Source organism: Gordonia terrae (assembly GCF_001698225.1).
In the GTDB taxonomy this organism is placed as follows: Bacteria; Actinomycetota; Actinomycetes; order Mycobacteriales; family Mycobacteriaceae; genus Gordonia; species Gordonia terrae.
In genome coordinates, this window is record NZ_CP016594.1 from 5,465,669 (window position 1) to 5,481,596 (window position 15,928).

Consider the following 15,928-nt stretch of genomic DNA (forward strand, 5'->3'; position numbering starts at 1 on the left):
CTCCTCAGACAGTCAGAACCGTGCACGCCGACAGTCCCGGCGCGCCATAGACATGTGTGAAACCGACCTTCGGTGCGCCCGGCACCTGTTTGCCCTCGGCACGACCCTGCAGCTGGCGGACCACCTCGTGCACCTGGCGTAGCCCGGACGCACCGATCGGCTCGCCGTTGGCGAGACAACCGCCGTCGGTGTTGATCGGTGTGGCCCCGTCGACAGCGGTTGCGCCAGAGCGGATCAGCTCAGCCTGTTCGCCGTGCCCACACAGCCCGGTCTCGGCGAGGTGGATGATCTCCGAACCGCTGTCGGTGTCCTGCACCTGTGCGACGTCGACGTCGGACGGGCCGACCCCCGCTGTCGCGAAAGCAGCTGCCGCGGCGTCGATGCTGGGGCTGTGCACCGGGTTGGTGGTCAGCCACGGCGAGAACACCTCGAAGGAACCGAAGCGTCGTGTCCGCACCTCCGCGGCCGCGAGCCGGACGGGCTTGTCGCACATGTCCGCGGCGCGGTCGCCGGACGCGAGGATCAGGGCGACACCGCCCTCCCCCGGCGAGCAGAACATGTATTGGGTCAGCGGGCTGTTCACCGGCGCCGCCGCCAGGATCTCGGCCTCGGTCAGGGGTTTACGACGCCACGCCATCGGGTGCGCGGCGCCATTGGCGAATGCGCGCTCGGCGGCCGCTCCGAGCAACGACTCGTCGAGCCCATGGACGTGAAAGTACCTGCGCGTCTTCATCGCGAAGTACTGGGTGGTGACCATCATCCCGGACCGGGCGTACCAGGGTCCGAGCCCGTACGCGGCCGGGTCGGAACCGAAGGCCCCACGTTCGTGCTTGTCGAATCCGACGACGGCCACGACGTCTGCGCGTCCGGACGTGATCATGTCGGCTGCGGTCGCCAGCGCGACACCGCCGGTGGCGCAACCGTTCTTGACGGTGACGAAGGGAATGCCCGTGAGGCCGAGTCGCGAGACGAGCGAGTCCGGCTTGCCCGACACATTGCTACCGCCGACGGCCGCGTCGATCGAGGACCAGTCGAGGCCGGCGTCGGCGAGGGCCGCGCGTAGCGCGCTCTCGCCCATGTCCATGCCGCTGACGTCGCCGTGCCGGCCGAAGGCATGCATTCCGACCCCGACGATGTGGACGCCTGCAGCCCTTCTACCGGCGCTCATCCGGCGACCTTCTCGAACGCGAAAGTGGTGCAGTCGCCGAGATCGAGCAGTCGCAGTTCGACCTCGTCGCCGATCCGGACCGGTGACGTCACGCGCGACTCCACCAGGACGACGCCCAGATCGACGTAGGCCACGACGAAGGGCTGGAAGCCCGAGTCGGGAACGCGGAACGGGGGTTTCGGCGCGAAGGCCTGCTCCGTCCATGTCCACACCGTTCCGCGCTGCGGTAGCGCGACCCGCGACACCGATGTGCCGGCACAGCCGGGACAACGCGTCACGGCCGGGAACGCGACAACCGCGCACTCCGCGCAGTCCGATCCGGCGAGTACCGGCGGATCGAGCTGCGCGAACAGTGTGTCGTCGACAACCGCTGACACCTCCGTCACGCCCCCGAGAGCAGGGTGAGTGGACGGCCGAGGATCTCACCGACCGTGCGCAGGTACTCCGCCGCGGGAGCACCGTCGACCGCGCGGTGATCGAAGGTGAGACTCAGCGTGAGCACCTGCGTACGCACCGGTGTGTCTCCGTCCCAACGGAATCCGTCCTTCACCCGGCCCACGCCCAGTATCGCGACGTTGCCCGGGTTGATGACCGGGGTGAAGAAGTCCACTCCGTAGGCACCGAGGGTGCTGACCGAGAAGGTGGCACCCTCGAGGTCGGCGAGCCCGAGCTTCCCGTTGCGTGCAGCAGCGGCCAGTTCGGCGGTGTTGCCTGCTATCTCGCCGACCGACAGCTGATCGGCGTCGCGGACGACCGGCACCACGAGACCTCCGCCGACAGCGACGGCGACGCCGATGTCGACACGCTCGGCCACCACGATCTGGTCGTCGACGATCCCGGCGTTGAGCAACGGGTGCTCGCGAAGCGCAAGCGCCGCGGCCCGGATGATGAAGTCGTTGAGACTCGGCGCTCGACGCCCCGCGGCGGCCGACTCCCCCTTGAGCGCGGCGCGCACCGCGACGAGGTCGGTGACATCGACTTCGTATCCGTGGGTGAGCTGCGCCATGGAGTGCAGGCTGTCCATCATGTTCCGGGCGATGGCACCGCGCATACCACGCAGCGGGATCACATCACCGGGTTGCGGACCGACCGACGCCGAATCCGGCGCGGCAGCAGAGGTGTCTGCGGCGGAACGGGATCGACCTGTGGCGGCGCGTTCCACGTCGGCGCGGGTGACCCGGCCACCGATCCCGCTGCCACTCACGGTCGCGAGGTCCACCCCGAGTTCGGCGGCGAGTTTGCGGACGACCGGACCCACGAATGTCGCGGCACTCCCCGGCGCCGCGCCGGCAGACGGCGCCGACGAGGAAGCCTCCGGACCGGAGGGTTCTGCCTGCGGGCGCGCGAGGAAGTCCTCGACATCCTCGGACACGATCCGACCACCGGGCCCTGTCCCGGTGAGACGGCGCAGGTCGACGCCGGCCTCGGATGCGACGCGGCGAGCGTTCGGGGATGCCTTGAGCCGGGCGCCGTCGGTCGCGGTCGCCTCCGTGGGGGTGCCGGCAGGTGTCGCCTCCGGTGTGCTCTCGGGTGCGGTCGTCGACTCGGAATCGGGTGCGGTGGGGGTGGATCCACCGTCGGGCGCGGATTCACCGTCGGCGAGGAGCCAACCGACCACGGACCCGACCGGCAGCACCGCACCGTTCTGCGCATTGGTGGCCAGCACACCTTCGGCCTCTGCCTCGACATCGACGTCGACCTTGTCGGTCTCGACCCGGAACAGAGTGTCGCCCAGGGCGACCCGCTGTCCGGGTTGGGCGACCCACTCCCCGATGACACCTTCCTGCATGGTGAGCCCGAGTTTGGGCAGCACGATCTGGAAGGCCACGATCAGTTCCTTTCCAGGAGTCGCCGGGCACCGGCGACGATGCGATCCGCGTCGGGCACGTACGCCTTTTCGAGCGGCGTGCTGAACGGGACGGGTGTGAACGGAGCACCGATCCGCAGCACGGGCGCGTCCAGGTGGTCGAATGCCTCCTCCTGGATCTGCGCCGCGACCTCGGCGCCGATGCCGCCGAACGTGACCGCCTCGTGGACCACGAGGATGCGGTTGGTCTTACGCGCCGACTCGACGATCGTCGCGGTGTCGAGCGGCTGCACCGACCGCGGGTCGATGACCTCGGCGGAGATCCCCTTCTCGGCCAACGCGTCGGCCGCCTTGAGGGCCTCGGCGACCATCCGGCCGAACGCGACGATCGTCACGTCGTCACCGGTGCGGGCGACAGCCGCCTCCCCGATCGGGATCTCGTAGACTTCCTCGGGGACTTCCCCGCGCGAACCTAGCAGCACCTTGTTCAGCATGAAGACGACGGGGTTGTCGTCGCGCACCGCGGAGACGATGAGGCCCTTGGCATCCCGTGCATTCGACGGCATGACGACCTTGAGTCCCGGCGTGTGGGCCAACCAGGACTCCAGGCTCTGCGAGTGCTGCGCCCCCGCGCTCACCCCGGCGCCGTAGGCGACGGCGATGACCATGGGCACCTTGACCTCGCCGCCGTACATGAACTTCATCTTCGCGGCCTGGTTCACGACCTGGTCGAGGGCGACGGCGAGGAAGTCCATGAACATGATGTCGACGATCGGGCGCAGGCCACGAGCCGCCGCACCGACACCGAGGCCGATCAGACCCATCTCGGCGATGGGTGTGTCGACCATGCGGCGCTTGCCGAACTCGGCGAGCAGACCGTCGTACATGTGGAAGACGCCGCCGTATGCGGCCACGTCCTCGCCGATCACGAAGACGTTCTCGTCTTCGCGCATCACCTGCGCTACACCCTCGTTGAAGGCCTTCACGTAGGTGGTCGACCGCGCTGCCGGAGCCGCGTTGTCTGCGCCTGATTCTGTTGCGATGGTTTCTGTTGCAGTGGACATGTTCTCGGCTTCTCCGGGTCAGACGCTGTAGACGTTGAGCGCGATGTCGGCGGTGTCGGGGTACGGGCTGTTCTCGGCGAAGGCGACGGATTCGGCGATGTCGGCGTCGACCTCGGCCCAGATCTGGGCGAACTCGGCCTCGGTCACCACACCTTCGGCGACGGCCCGGGCCTCGAGCAGCTTGATCGCGTCGCGCTCCTTCCAGGCCTCGACCTCTTCCTGGGTCCGGTAGGTCTTGCGGAGGCCCTTGACGCCCTGGTGGTCGTAGTAGCGGTAGGTCTTCGCCTCGACCAGGGAGGGTCCCCCGCCGGCGCGGGCGCGATCGACGGCCCGCCCGACCGCGGCGCGCACCTCGATGGCGTCCATACCGTCGCAGATCTCACTGGGCATCCCGTAGGCCACGGCGCGGTCGGCGACGTTCTCGAGCTTCATGTGATCGCGCAGGGCAGTGAACTCGGCGTAACCGTTGTTCTCGCACACGAACACGACGGGGAGTTCGAGGATGCCGGCCATGTTGGCCGCCTCGTGGAAGGCGCCGATGTTGCTCGCACCGTCACCGAAGAACGGGATGGCCACCGAGTCCTCGCCGCGGTACTTCGCCGCGAAGGCCGCACCCACGGCGATCGGGATGCCACCGCCGACGATCCCGTTGGCGCCGAGCATGCCGATCGACAGGTCGTTGATGTGCATCGAACCGCCGCGTCCCTTGCAGTAACCGTCGACGCGGCCGAACAGTTCGGCGAACATCTGCCGGAACTGGGCACCCTTCGCGACGGCGTGGCCGTGGCCGCGGTGTGTCGAGGAGATCTGGTCGTCGTCGCGCAGGTTGCTCATCGCGCCGGCCGCGACCGCTTCCTGTCCGACGTAGAGGTGCAGGAAACCGGGAAGCCGGCCGCCCTCCATCAATCGACCCGCCTCGGTCTCGAACTGGCGGATGCGCACCATCCGGCGGTGCAGGTCGAGCACGACCTCACGGTTCGGCAACGGCTCCGCGGTCTTGGTCGCCTGTCCGGCAGGAGCAACCGGCTCGGCGCCGGTCTCTGTGGTGGTCACCATGACACCTCTCTGGGATGACTGTGCAGGTGGCGGCGATGTGAACCCCGCCGAAACCGCAGAGTTTGTTGATCGCTTCTGCAGTATGTGTCACCACTGTAGACGATTGTTAGTAGAATCACTATCAAGTTAGTCGACGAAAGTCGATCAGTTCGGACTGTTACTTGACTTGCTCTCCAGTTAACCCGACGATGGGTGCGCAGACAACCCGTGCGAAGGAGTGGTGACCGATGCTCGACCGGATTCGCGATCGAGCGAAGGCCGATCCCCAGAGCCTCGCGCTCGTCGACGATTCCGTCTCCCTCACTTGGCATCACGTCGCCGAGACCCTCGCGACCCTTGCGTCTGCGCTGCGCCGTCTCGCGCCGGGTCCCGACGATCGAGTGGCCGTGATCGGTGAGAACAGGGCGGAGACGCTGCTCGCCCATGTTGCGGCGATCGGAGCGGGGATCGGGACCGTGGCCGTGTCCCGCCAGTTGACCGCGGGTGAGATGGCCGACCAGTTCGTCGACGCGGGATGCGTCGCGGTCGTGACAGGCCCGGCGGGCCTGGCCGCCGCAGGTGAGGCGGCCGGCACTGCGTCGTTGCGGACGGTCATCACCCACAATCACGAGGGAACAGTCCCGCTCGACGGCGGAGTGGAGCATCTGACGTGGGACGGTCTGCTCACGGGTGAGCCGAGCCCGCCGAACGACCTCGCCGACCGGCCGGCGCGACCGCCGCTCGTCTACACCTCCGGCACCACCGGGCGCGCCCGGGGCACCGAGGTTCGCTGGCTCCCCGGCCACGCAAAGGATGCCGCCGAATTCCAGGCGGCTGTGGCGGCACGGTCCGGCTACCCGACCGGTGCTCACCTGGTCGTCGGGCCGTTGCAGCACAACGGCCCCCTCACCTCCATCCGGCACCTCCTCTCCGGTGAGCCCGTCGTCGTCCTCGGCCGCTTCGACGCCGAGCGGGTCCTCCACCTCATCGACGCCCACTCGGTCACGTCGACGCTGATGGTGCCGACCCACTTTCAGCGACTGCTCGCGCTGCCGCCGCATACCCGAGACCGCTACGACGTCTCCGGCCTGCGCTACGTCGCCCACACGGGATCCGCCTGCCCGGCGGATGTGAAGCGGGCGATGATCGACTGGTTCGGACCGGTTCTGATCGAGTCCTACGGCGGGAGCGAGATCGGCACCGTGTGCAAGATCGACTCGAACGAATGGCTCGCCCACCCGAGTTCCGTCGGCCGCGTCGTCGAGCCGTTCGAGGTGGTGGTGGTCGGATCGGACGGAGACGTTCTCGGTCCCGGCGACACCGGCATCCTGGGATTCCGCACTCCCCCGGGTCGCGAGGTGGTCTATCACGGCGATCCGGAGAAGACCGCCAAGGCCTACATCCTTCCCGGCGTCGCCACCCTCGGCGACGTGGGGCATGTCGACGAAGACGGGTTCGTGTTCATCACCGACCGGGTGGCCGACATGGTGGTCTCCGGCGGAGTGAACCTCTACCCGGCCGAGAGCGAGCACGTGCTGCGCAGGCATCCCGACGTCGCCGAGGTCGCGGTCATCGGCGTACCCGACACCGATCTCGGCGAGGCACTGCTGGCCCTGGTCGTCCCCGAGACCGGCGCGAGCGTCGACACCGAGTCGCTGCGCGCCTTCGCCAGAGGGTCCATGGCGTCCTACAAGTGCCCGAAACACTATGTCGTCGTGACGGAATTGACCCGCAACGCGATGGGCAAGCTCGACAAGAAGGCCCTGCGCCGACCGTACTGGGACTCCGAGCGCACCATCGCCGGCTGACCATCCACCGAAAGGCACACCCATGATCGAGATCCTGTTCGTCCGGCACGGACAACCGGTCTCCGGCATACGCAATCCCGACCTTGCACCCGCGGGTATCGACGACGCCCGGCGGTTGGCCACCTGGCTGCGCGGCGAACAGATCGACCTCGTCGTCGCGAGCCCGTACGCCCGCGCGTTGCAGACCGCACAGGTCGTCGCCGCCGAGCTGTCCCGCGACGTGGACCTCGTGCTCGACGATCTCCGCGAATGGGACGACGACATCACCGCGGAGGACTACACCGCGATCGAGGACATGGCGGCCGACGATCCGCGGCTGCTCGCCGTCAGCTCCGGGCGGTACGAGGAGTACGTCCCCTCCCTCGACCTCGGCGGATTCCGCCGGCGAGCACGGTCGGCGCTCGAGCAACTGTTCGCGCTCCGGCCCAGCGGACGGATCGTCGCCGTCGCACACGGCGGGATCATCAACGCGGTCCTCGCCGACGTCCTCGAGATGCCGAAGACGTTCTGGCACAACCCGGCCTACACGAGCGTCGCCCGCGTGCGACGTCTCGACTCCGGGGTCGTCGTGGTCGATTCCGTCAACGACACGGCTCACCTGCGCGGCGTGCCGTTCGCGGCCGAACCGGACCACCACACCGATGCCGCCTTCGACGCCGAGCCCGCGCGATGACCACGACGTCGACATCCGTTCCCCCGACCCCCGTCGATGCCGCTCCTGCCCCGGATGCCCCTCGCACGAACGCCCCTCGCACGGACGTCCCAGACACGATCGCCGCCGCGAGCAAGATCATCCTCGTCCGCCATGGTCTCCCCGGCGGGCCGGCCGGGCCGGACCCCGGCCTCGGCGACGAAGGCGTCGGCCAGGCCCGCCGACTCGGCACCTGGCTGCGAGGCCTCCCGGTTGTACAGGTGGTGGCGAGCTCGTACACGCGCGCCTATGAGACGGCACGTCACGCGGCCCAGCCGCTCGGTCTCGAGGTCACGGTCGACGAACGCCTCCGCGAGTGGGAGAGCGACCGCGCGGTCTACGCCACTCCGGAGGCCATCGCCGCCACCGACCGTGGGCGGGCCTTCGCCGAGGGCCGCTACGACGACTTCATCCCCGACTACGACCGGAACGCCACCGCGGCCCGGATGCGGGATGCGGTCCTCGACGCGGCGCGCTCGGCTCCCGGCGAGCTGTCGGTGCTGGTCTCCCACGGTGGGGCCATCAACACACTCCTCACCGACATCCTGCAGGCACCGTCGCCGTTCTTCTTCAATCCCGCCTACACATCGGTGAGCCGGGTCGCGGTCCTCGGTTCGGGCCGCATGGTCATCCAGTCGGTGAACGAGACAGCACACCTCGGCTGAAACGGCTTTCTTTACTTCGATACCTGTTAGGGTTCTCCTCAACAGTGATGTGCAACACACGCACTCGCTCGTTTCGAGGAGATCCCATGAGCCATTCCGGCGTCGTGGCGAGTCGTACACTCGCCGATGAATACTCGACCATCGTCCGCAGCCTCTCCGGTCCCGAGTGGTCGGCCCCGAGCCGGTGCGCCGGATGGTCCGTCAAAGACCTTGTGGCACACACCGGCTCGAACTTCGCAGCCATCGTGAACCCGCCCGAACCCGACCCTGACGTCCCGGCTCCGACGACCGCCGAGGAACTGCAGGAGCGTCTCGTCGACGAGCGCCGCGACTGGGCCCCCACCCGGGTCGCCGACGAGTTCCTCAGCACGGTCGGACCGGCCATGGAGGTGCTCTCGGCGATGCAGGCGCCGGAGATCGGTTCCGCCCCGATGACCCTCACCGACCTCGGAACCTATGACAGTCACCAACTCTCGGATGCATTCGCCTTCGACATGTGGTGTCACATGTACGTCGACCTGCTCGCACCCGGCGGTCCGGTGTCGCGCCCGGTCGGCGACCCGGACGACGCGGTCCTGGGTGCGGCGATCGGATGGATGCTCGCCGGGTTGCCGCAGATGTGTCCCGACGTCAACGCAGCACTGGGTGGTCGCGCACTCGGGGTGCGGCTGACCGGCCCGGGTGGCGGCGAGTGGACCCTTCGGCCGGGTGAACGACTGCTGACCGTGGAGACCGGACTCGACCGGAGCGACACCGTGATCGATTCCTCGGCAGCCGATTTCGTCCTGTGGGGCACGACCCGGTCACCGTGGCGGCAACACGTGTCGGTCCACGGTGACGAGGCTTATGCGGCAACAGTTCTCGACACGATGGACATCGTCTGAGCGTTCGGCCGCGCCACCCGCGATCGACAACAGAGCCCGGAACGCGACAAGCGTTCCGGGCTCTGCTGATGATCGAGGTCAGTTCAGTGCGACCAGCATCTTCCCGACGTTGCCACCCTCCAGCATCGACAGGAACGCCTCCACCGCGTGGTCGATGCCGGTGTGGATGGTGGACTCGGCTACGAGGTCGCCGGCGGACAGCCACCCGAGCACACGTTCCTCGAACTCGGGACGTAGGTCCTCGTGATCACGAACGATGAACCCGGTCAATGTGATCCGCTTCAGGATGGCCTGCATGAGGTGGTCCATCGACGGTCCGTCCCCACCGCCGGCGGAGATCATCCCGCACATCGCGACGCGTCCGTTGAGGCGCAGATCGTGCAGCGCGGCGACGAGGTGCTCCCCGCCGACATTGTCGAAATAGAGATCGGTGCCGTCGGAGACCCGGCGCAACCCGGCGGCCACCGACTCGGAGCGGTAGTCGATCGCCGCGTCGAAGCCCAGACGCTCGGTCAGCAGCGCCACCTTCGCCGGTCCACCCGCGCTACCGATGACGCGCCCGGCGCCGAGAAGTTTCGCGAACTGTCCGGCCGCACTTCCGACCGCGCCCGCAGCGGCCGAGACGAACACGTCGTCCCCCGGACGCAGACCACCGGCACGCAGCAGTCCGCAGTAGGCCGTGAACCCGGGCTGTCCGAGCACGCCGAGCCAGTGGTGCAGATCGACGCCGCGCGGATCGATGACGGTGGCCGCGTCGGCATCGACGACGGCCAGTTCGCGCCAGCCGAGCCGGTGCCGCACACACGCACCGTCGGGGATGCGTGAGTTGCCGCGGACGACGATGCCGATCGCCGAGCCGTCGAGCGGCGCATCCTCCTGGAAGCTCGTGGTGTAGTGCATCTCCGAGGTGCCTAGGCGCCCGCGCATCGAGGGGTCGACGCTCATGAAGCGGTTCTCCACGACGATCTGGTCGTCGCGGACGGGCCCCAGCTCGGCCTCCCGGACCTCGAAGTTCTCCGTGCGCGGAACCCCGTCGGCGGGTCGCTGCTTCAGGAACACCGCACGTGTGGTCGTCTCGACCCCGCTCGTCATGACAGCTCCAGGATGGTGACCGTGCCCTTGGAGCCGTCGACCTCGACCAGCGTGCCGTCGGGGATTCTCCGGGTGGCAGCGGGAACACCGGCGGCACAGGGTATCCCGAGCTCGCGGCTGACGATCATCGCGTGCGAACCCATCGCTCCGACGTCGGTGATGGCGGCCGAGGACACCATGAACAACGGCGTCCAGGACGGATCGGTCTGCGGCGCCACCAGGACCTCGTCCACCTCGAAGCTGTCGAGGTCGTCCATCGATGTGATGGTCCGGGTGCGTCCGCGGACCACGCCCGGGGATGCCCCGGACCCGTGCAGGACCTCACCCTCGGTCACCTCATCCACCTCGACCTGGTCCTTGCGGCGCAGACTCGAGAGCGGGGGAAGCGGCTCACGGGTGTCGAGGAAGGTCGGCAGGTCCAGACCGAACAGGCCCTTCCACGCCCGATGCCGTTCGGCAAGGGTCTCGGTCAGTGCGGCCGGTTCGCCGGCCAGGAGGTCCAGCTCGTCGTCGACGGCCATGAAGACGTGATCGGCAGCGGCGAGATGACCCTGCTCGTGCAGCCGTCGCCCGAGCTCGGCCAGCGGCACACGCGCCTCGTGCAACACCTTGATGCAGTTCGTCTTCGCACGTTCGCGCCAGGCCGCGAAGCGTCGTGCCGAGGCGAGCGCCGCGTCGAGGGTCGCCTGCCCCTCCGCGTCGTCGCCGACGATCGCACGCGCCCGTTCCAGGGCCGAGTCGGTGTCCCCCGCGTGCTCGGCGAGACGCGCGGTGGGTGACGCCGAATCCTCCTGCAAGCGCAGGCGGTCGATGAGTCCGAGCACCAGTTCGGGTTTGGTCTCCCACGATGTCGAACCGAGGTCCCATTCGTTGGGGCCCCGGTAGCCGAACTCGGCGATGAAGTCGGCGAAGGAGGCGTCGAACTTGGGATCGAGCCCGCGCACCCGCGCCGCGACGCCGTCGATTCCCTGGTCGAATGCCTCGGTCAGGCGCTCGTCGGCGCGCACCATCCGGCCCAACTCCCAGAGCGCGAACGACGGCAGCGCCGAGTCGACGTCGCCCGCCGAGCCCACCAGCGTGACGATGAGGTCCTGGTTGTCGGCTCCGAGAAGCTGGCCGAGCACCGACGGGCCGACCGCCGCCCCGTTCGTCGCGGCCACCTCACCCCGCCATGCGGCCCGCTCGAGGGGCATGACCGACCGCGCGCGAGCGACGAGCGCGACCGGGGTCAGGCTCGACAGGTCGGGGCGCTCGGTGCGCAGCCGATCGGCGAGCACGCGGTCCTCGTCGAGTTCTGGGAAGGTCTCGGTGGACAGAATCCAGGCGTTGCGCGCGGCCAGGCGCGCACTGGCGTCGGCGTTTTCGTCGTCGGGGTGTCCGACGTACTCGGGGATGTCCGGATCGCCGCCGTAGAACAACTGATCCACGAGCTCGACCGACAGACCGCCGCGGATTCCCACGAGCCGCGACATCGACAGGTTGATGTACAGATGCCCGTAGAAGATCCCCGACGAGGCGGCCACATCCGGCTTCTCCACGAGCGAGTAGCTCCCGTGGAAGGCGTAACCGGCGTTCCATCCGGGCAGGATGTTCTGAATCCACCCGAGGTCGGCGCCCAGCGGCGTGATGGGATCGGACAGCACATCGCTGGCATTGAGCCGCGTGTAGATGGGTAGACGGGCACTCGGTTCGGTGTCGACCAACCAGCGCTGTTCGGACATGTCGTTCTCGTCTCTGCTGAGACCGCATGGGATGAGCGGCCATAGTTTCTTGACAGGGTATACACGTGGGCTGTGATGTGTGACACTCTACCTGCAAGACTGTAGGCGTTGGCAAGTAAGTCGTCTCGGTCTCTCGTACAGGAAGCAAGGAGACGTTCGATGAAGTTGCAGGACAAAGTTGTTGCCGTCACCGGCGGAACCCAGGGAATCGGCCGTGGGATCGCCGAGGCAGCACTCGCGGAGGGCGCGAAGGTCGCCCTGAACGGCCGGTCGAAGGAGAAGGGGGATAAAGCTCTGGCCGATCTCGGTGCAGGCGATCGTGCCGCGTTCTTTGCCGGCGACGTCACCCTGCAGGCCGATGTCGAGGACTTCATCGAGCAGACCGTGAGCACCTTCGGACGCATCGACGTCCTGGTGAACAACGCCGGTGGCGCAAACGACCTACAGCCGACGGCGCAACTCTCCGACGAGGAGTGGAACCTCGTACTGAACTGGAACCTGAACTCCAATTTCTGGGCCACCCGCCGCGCGCTCCAACACATGATCCCCCAGTCCTACGGCCGCATCATCAACATCTCCTCGGTCGAGGGCAAGCAGGGCAAGCCGGTGTTCACGGCCTACGTCGCCGCGAAGCACGCGATCAACGGCATGACCAAATCGATTGCGCGCGAGGTGGGTACGCAGGGCATCACGGTCAATGCGATCTGCCCGGGGCTCGTCATCACCGACATCATCAAGAACAACGGCCCGCAGACCGCGGCGGCGATGGGCATGAGCTTCGAGGAGATGGTGGACCTCTTCGCCCAGGAGTCCGCCATCAAGCGGCCCAACACCGTCGAAGAGGTCTCCGCCATGGCGATGCTTCTCGCGTCGGACGCCGGCGCGGGTATCACCGGTGCCATCCTCAGCGTCGATGGCGGTACCGCTTCCTACTGAGCACCACTGCTCCCTGAGGTGCGAGCGAAGCGAGCTTGCGCTCCGCACACCTCAGGGAGCATGGGAACAGACACTTCGGGCGTTCGTCAGAACGTCCCGCGCACCGCCCAGGCCACGCAGCGCTCCAGGATCGTGCGGAACTGCGGGATGTCCCAACTGCCGCGGTCGACTCGGCCGAGGTCGTCGATACCGAGATCCTGCACATCGAACCTGCCCCGACAGTGCCCGAGGGTGAAGTAGCAGACGGTCCCGGGGTCGTGGTGCTTGAGGTAGAGCACCGGGCGGGGTTCGTCGGTCGAGGTGTGTCCCTCGTCGAATCCGGTTGACTCACCGACGAAATGGGTGTGTGCGAGCACCTCGATCGGCTCGAACAGCTGGCTCACGTAGAGTTCGTCGACGGCGTCGAAGTCGTCGACGTCCGCCACCAACGGGTGGTTCCGGTCAGAGATCTCGACACGATAGGGCGCGATCGGCGGATGGCCGAGGAACTGACTGCCGACCAGCGCGGGCAGCACCCCCATGGATCGCGGGGTCACATAACGGCTTGCCGACCCCGGCGGGGTGGGTTCGATGGCCGAGTTGGTCGCGTGCAGGGCCAGCCAGCGGCCACCCCGCGCCAGGAAGCGCGTCAACGCATCCTGAGCGGCGTCATCGGGAATCCGGTTGCAGGTGTAGGTGATCAGCAGGTCCGCGGCGTCGAGGGCGGATACACATCCGTAGTCCTCGAACACCCGGGTGCGCACCGTCTCGTGCTCGCCGAGCAGTCCGAGGATCTGCAACCGGGCGTGATCGAAGTCGTGCCACTGCCCGCCGCAGATGACGACCGCATCGAGGCGGCCGGCCGGTCCGGCCATCGTGGGCTCCTCCGTCCTCAGGCGTGCGCGTGCAGCGGCTTGCCGGCCAGGGCCAGATGGGCTTCGCCGAGCGCCTCGGCCTGGGTCGGGTGCGCGTGCACCAGGTTCGCGACGTCGTTCGCGTTCGCTTCCCAGTTGTAGATGAGCTGCGCCTCGCCGATCAGTTCACCCACACGGTCCCCGACGAGGTGGATGCCCACCACCGGACCGTCGGCGCCCGCCCGGATCAGCTTGACGCCACCCGCGGTCTGCAATATGCGACTCTTCCCGTTGCCGCCGAGATCGTAGACGGCGGTGGTGATCTCACCGTACCGTTCCGCCGCCTCCGCTTCGGTCAGGCCGACGGAGGCCACCTCCGGATGCGAATAGGTCACCCGCGGGATTCCGGTGTCCGCCACGGGCGCGCAGTCGAGGCCGGCCAGCTGTTCGGCGACGAAGATGCCGTTGCCGAAACCGCGATGGGCGAGTTGAGGTCCCGGCACGATGTCGCCGATCGCGTAGACGCCCGGCACTGCGGTCTGCAACCACTCGTCGACCACGACGAAGCCACGATCGAGTCCCACACCGGCCTCTTCGAGACCCAATCCGGCAGTCCGCGGTCCCCGACCCACGGCCACCAGCAGAACGTCCGCATGCAGTGGCGCTGACTCGTTGTCGAGCTCGACGACCACTCCGGACTCGGCGGTGCCGGCGGACGACACCATGGCCCCGGTACGAATGGTGATGCCACGCTTGCGGAACGCCCTGGTCAGTTGCTTCGACGACCACTCGTCCTCGGTCGGCAACAACCGGGGTGCGGCCTCCACGACCGTGACCTCCACGCCGAGCGATGCCCACAGACTGGCGAACTCGCAACCGATGACACCCCCGCCGAGGACGATCGCGGTCATGGGGATCGAATCGAGCTCCAGCGCACGGTCGCTCGTCATGATCGGGCCGCCGATCTCCACGCCCGGCAGGGTCCTCGACTGGGAACCGGTCGCGATGACCAGGGCCTCACCGTGGACGCGGGTCGTCCCGCCGTCGGTGAGCTCGACGTCGACGGTCCGCTCACCCGATACCCGTCCGAGCCCGCGGACCACCCGGATCCGACGCGACGAGATGAGACCCTCGAGCCCTCGGTACAAGCCGTCGACGACCTTCTGCTTGTACGCGTGGACTGCGGTGATGTCGATGCCGTCGAGAGACGCCTTGATCCCGAAATCTGGGGCGTGACGCACGGATTCGGCGATACCGGCGGCATGGAGCAACGCCTTGGTCGGGATGCACCCGTTGTGTAGACATGTGCCGCCGAGCTTGTCGGACTCCACGAGGACGACCGACATGCCGAGCTGCGCTGCGCGCAGAGCACACGAGTAACCACCCGACCCGCCTCCCAGGACGACGACGTCCACAGTCTCGGTCGTGCCGGTCTTCTCCGGGTCCGTGCTCATGTCAGAAGTCGAATCGGTTGGTGAAGCCGCCGTCGATCACGACATTGGTACCCGTGATGTGTCCGGCGGCCGGCGACGCGAGGAAGGTCACGGCGTTCGCGATGTCCTCGGCCGAGGCGAACTTGCCGAGAGCCGCCGCCGACATCGCCGCGTCGTACAGCTGCGGTCGCTGCTCCTTGATGGTGTCCCAGGGGCCACCCTCGAAGTACACCGGTCCGGGCGAGACCGCGTTGACCCGAATACCTTTCGGCCCCAGGGCGCGAGCCTGCGCCGACGAGTGTTGCAGCACGGCGGCTTTCAGCGCCCCGTAGCTGTTGGCGGTGGTGATCGGGCCGGCCTCGATGGCCGAGGTCGTGCTGATGGTCACGACGGACGCGGCAGAGCTCTGCTCCAGATGCGGTGTCGCGGCCTCGATGAAGTTCACGAGGCTCATGAGGTCGACGTTGAAGCTGTTCTCCCAGGCCTGGCGCCCCTTGCCGGTCATCGCAGACGCGTTGACGATGACGATGTCGACGCCGCCGAGCGCGTCGGCCGCGTCGGTGACGAAGGAACTCACCGCTTCGGACTCACCGACATCGACGGCCTTCCAGAACACCGTGCCGGCTTCCGACAGCTCGTCGGCGACGGTCTTGAGCTGGTCTTCGCCCCGGGCGCAGATGCCCACCGAGGCACCTTCGGCGAGAAGACTCCTGGCGATGGCCAGGCCGATGCCCTTGCTCGCACCGCTGATGAGGGCGCGCTTTCCGTTGAGGTCGAGATCCATGTCGGGT

General features: G+C 67.9%; 15 protein-coding genes. 5 read left to right on the plus strand and 10 right to left on the minus strand.

The features are described from left to right. Positions 1-4 precede the first annotated feature (4 nt). From BCM27_RS24205 to BCM27_RS25965, 5 genes are read right to left on the minus strand one after another with little or no spacing between them, the layout of a single operon-like run. Positions 5-1,168, minus strand: coding sequence for a thiolase family protein (locus BCM27_RS24205; RefSeq protein ID WP_004022789.1), 1,164 nt, complete (start codon positions 1,166-1,168; stop codon positions 5-7). Further along, positions 1,165-1,554 (minus strand): Zn-ribbon domain-containing OB-fold protein, encoded by a 390-nt coding sequence (locus BCM27_RS24210; RefSeq protein ID WP_004022790.1) that lies wholly within the window; start codon positions 1,552-1,554, stop codon positions 1,165-1,167. The genes BCM27_RS24205 and BCM27_RS24210 overlap by 4 nt, the downstream gene beginning before the upstream one ends. Further along, on the minus strand, positions 1,551-2,996 hold the full coding sequence (locus BCM27_RS24215; RefSeq protein WP_004022791.1) for a 2-oxo acid dehydrogenase subunit E2: 1,446 nt from the start codon (positions 2,994-2,996) through the stop codon (positions 1,551-1,553). Before BCM27_RS24215 ends, BCM27_RS24210 begins: the two co-directional genes overlap by 4 nt. 2 nt (positions 2,997-2,998) lie before the next feature. Continuing rightward, complete coding sequence (locus tag BCM27_RS25960) at positions 2,999-4,039, minus strand: alpha-ketoacid dehydrogenase subunit beta (RefSeq protein WP_004022792.1); 1,041 nt, start codon at positions 4,037-4,039, stop codon at positions 2,999-3,001. Between the two features lie 18 nt (positions 4,040-4,057). Next, on the minus strand, positions 4,058-5,095 hold the full coding sequence (locus tag BCM27_RS25965; protein ID WP_004022793.1) for a thiamine pyrophosphate-dependent dehydrogenase E1 component subunit alpha: 1,038 nt from the start codon (positions 5,093-5,095) through the stop codon (positions 4,058-4,060). 227 nt (positions 5,096-5,322) lie between these two features. Here BCM27_RS25965 and BCM27_RS24230 point away from each other — a divergent pair, with 227 nt between their 5' ends. The 4 genes from BCM27_RS24230 (at position 5,323) to BCM27_RS24245 (ending at position 9,122) form a co-directional block, all read left to right on the plus strand. After that, positions 5,323-6,882 (plus strand): AMP-binding protein, encoded by a 1,560-nt coding sequence (locus tag BCM27_RS24230; RefSeq protein WP_004022794.1) that lies wholly within the window; start codon positions 5,323-5,325, stop codon positions 6,880-6,882. Between the two features lie 22 nt (positions 6,883-6,904). Continuing rightward, the gene (locus BCM27_RS24235; protein ID WP_004022795.1) at positions 6,905-7,555 is read left to right on the plus strand and encodes a histidine phosphatase family protein; all 651 of its coding nucleotides are present in this window, start codon (positions 6,905-6,907) and stop codon (positions 7,553-7,555) included. Then, on the plus strand, positions 7,552-8,238 hold the full coding sequence (locus tag BCM27_RS24240) for a histidine phosphatase family protein (protein ID WP_004022796.1): 687 nt from the start codon (positions 7,552-7,554) through the stop codon (positions 8,236-8,238). The genes BCM27_RS24235 and BCM27_RS24240 overlap by 4 nt, the downstream gene beginning before the upstream one ends. 86 nt (positions 8,239-8,324) lie before the next feature. Then, positions 8,325-9,122 (plus strand): maleylpyruvate isomerase family mycothiol-dependent enzyme, encoded by a 798-nt coding sequence (locus BCM27_RS24245; RefSeq protein WP_004022797.1) that lies wholly within the window; start codon positions 8,325-8,327, stop codon positions 9,120-9,122. A 78-nt stretch (positions 9,123-9,200) separates the two neighbouring features. Here the strand turns inward: BCM27_RS24245 and BCM27_RS24250 are convergent, their stop codons facing one another. Both BCM27_RS24250 and BCM27_RS24255 read right to left on the minus strand, forming a co-directional pair. Continuing rightward, positions 9,201-10,214 (minus strand): MDR family NADP-dependent oxidoreductase, encoded by a 1,014-nt coding sequence (locus BCM27_RS24250; RefSeq protein WP_004022798.1) that lies wholly within the window; start codon positions 10,212-10,214, stop codon positions 9,201-9,203. Next, the gene (locus BCM27_RS24255) at positions 10,211-11,935 is read right to left on the minus strand and encodes a PEP-utilizing enzyme (protein WP_004022799.1); all 1,725 of its coding nucleotides are present in this window, start codon (positions 11,933-11,935) and stop codon (positions 10,211-10,213) included. The genes BCM27_RS24250 and BCM27_RS24255 overlap by 4 nt, the downstream gene beginning before the upstream one ends. Before the next feature lie 159 nt (positions 11,936-12,094). Between BCM27_RS24255 and BCM27_RS24260 the strand changes: the two genes are divergently transcribed. Then, positions 12,095-12,871, plus strand: a complete 777-nt coding sequence (locus BCM27_RS24260; RefSeq protein ID WP_004022800.1) for an SDR family NAD(P)-dependent oxidoreductase — start codon at positions 12,095-12,097, stop codon at positions 12,869-12,871. Between the two features lie 86 nt (positions 12,872-12,957). On the opposite strand, the gene BCM27_RS24265 is transcribed toward BCM27_RS24260, so the two are convergent. The 3 genes from BCM27_RS24265 to BCM27_RS24275 are packed head-to-tail and all read right to left on the minus strand — an operon-like array spanning position 12,958 to position 15,921. Further along, positions 12,958-13,725, minus strand: coding sequence for a ThuA domain-containing protein (locus BCM27_RS24265; RefSeq protein WP_033204158.1), 768 nt, complete (start codon positions 13,723-13,725; stop codon positions 12,958-12,960). Positions 13,726-13,742: 17 nt separating this feature from the next. Further along, positions 13,743-15,158 carry a dihydrolipoyl dehydrogenase gene (gene lpdA, locus BCM27_RS24270; protein WP_004020689.1) on the minus strand — a complete coding sequence of 472 codons (1,416 nt, stop codon included), beginning with the start codon at positions 15,156-15,158 and terminating at the stop codon, positions 13,743-13,745. Between the two features lies 1 nt (position 15,159). Next, positions 15,160-15,921: an SDR family NAD(P)-dependent oxidoreductase gene (locus tag BCM27_RS24275; protein WP_004020688.1), complete on the minus strand. Its 762-nt coding sequence runs from the start codon at positions 15,919-15,921 to the stop codon at positions 15,160-15,162. Positions 15,922-15,928: the final 7 nt, after the last annotated feature.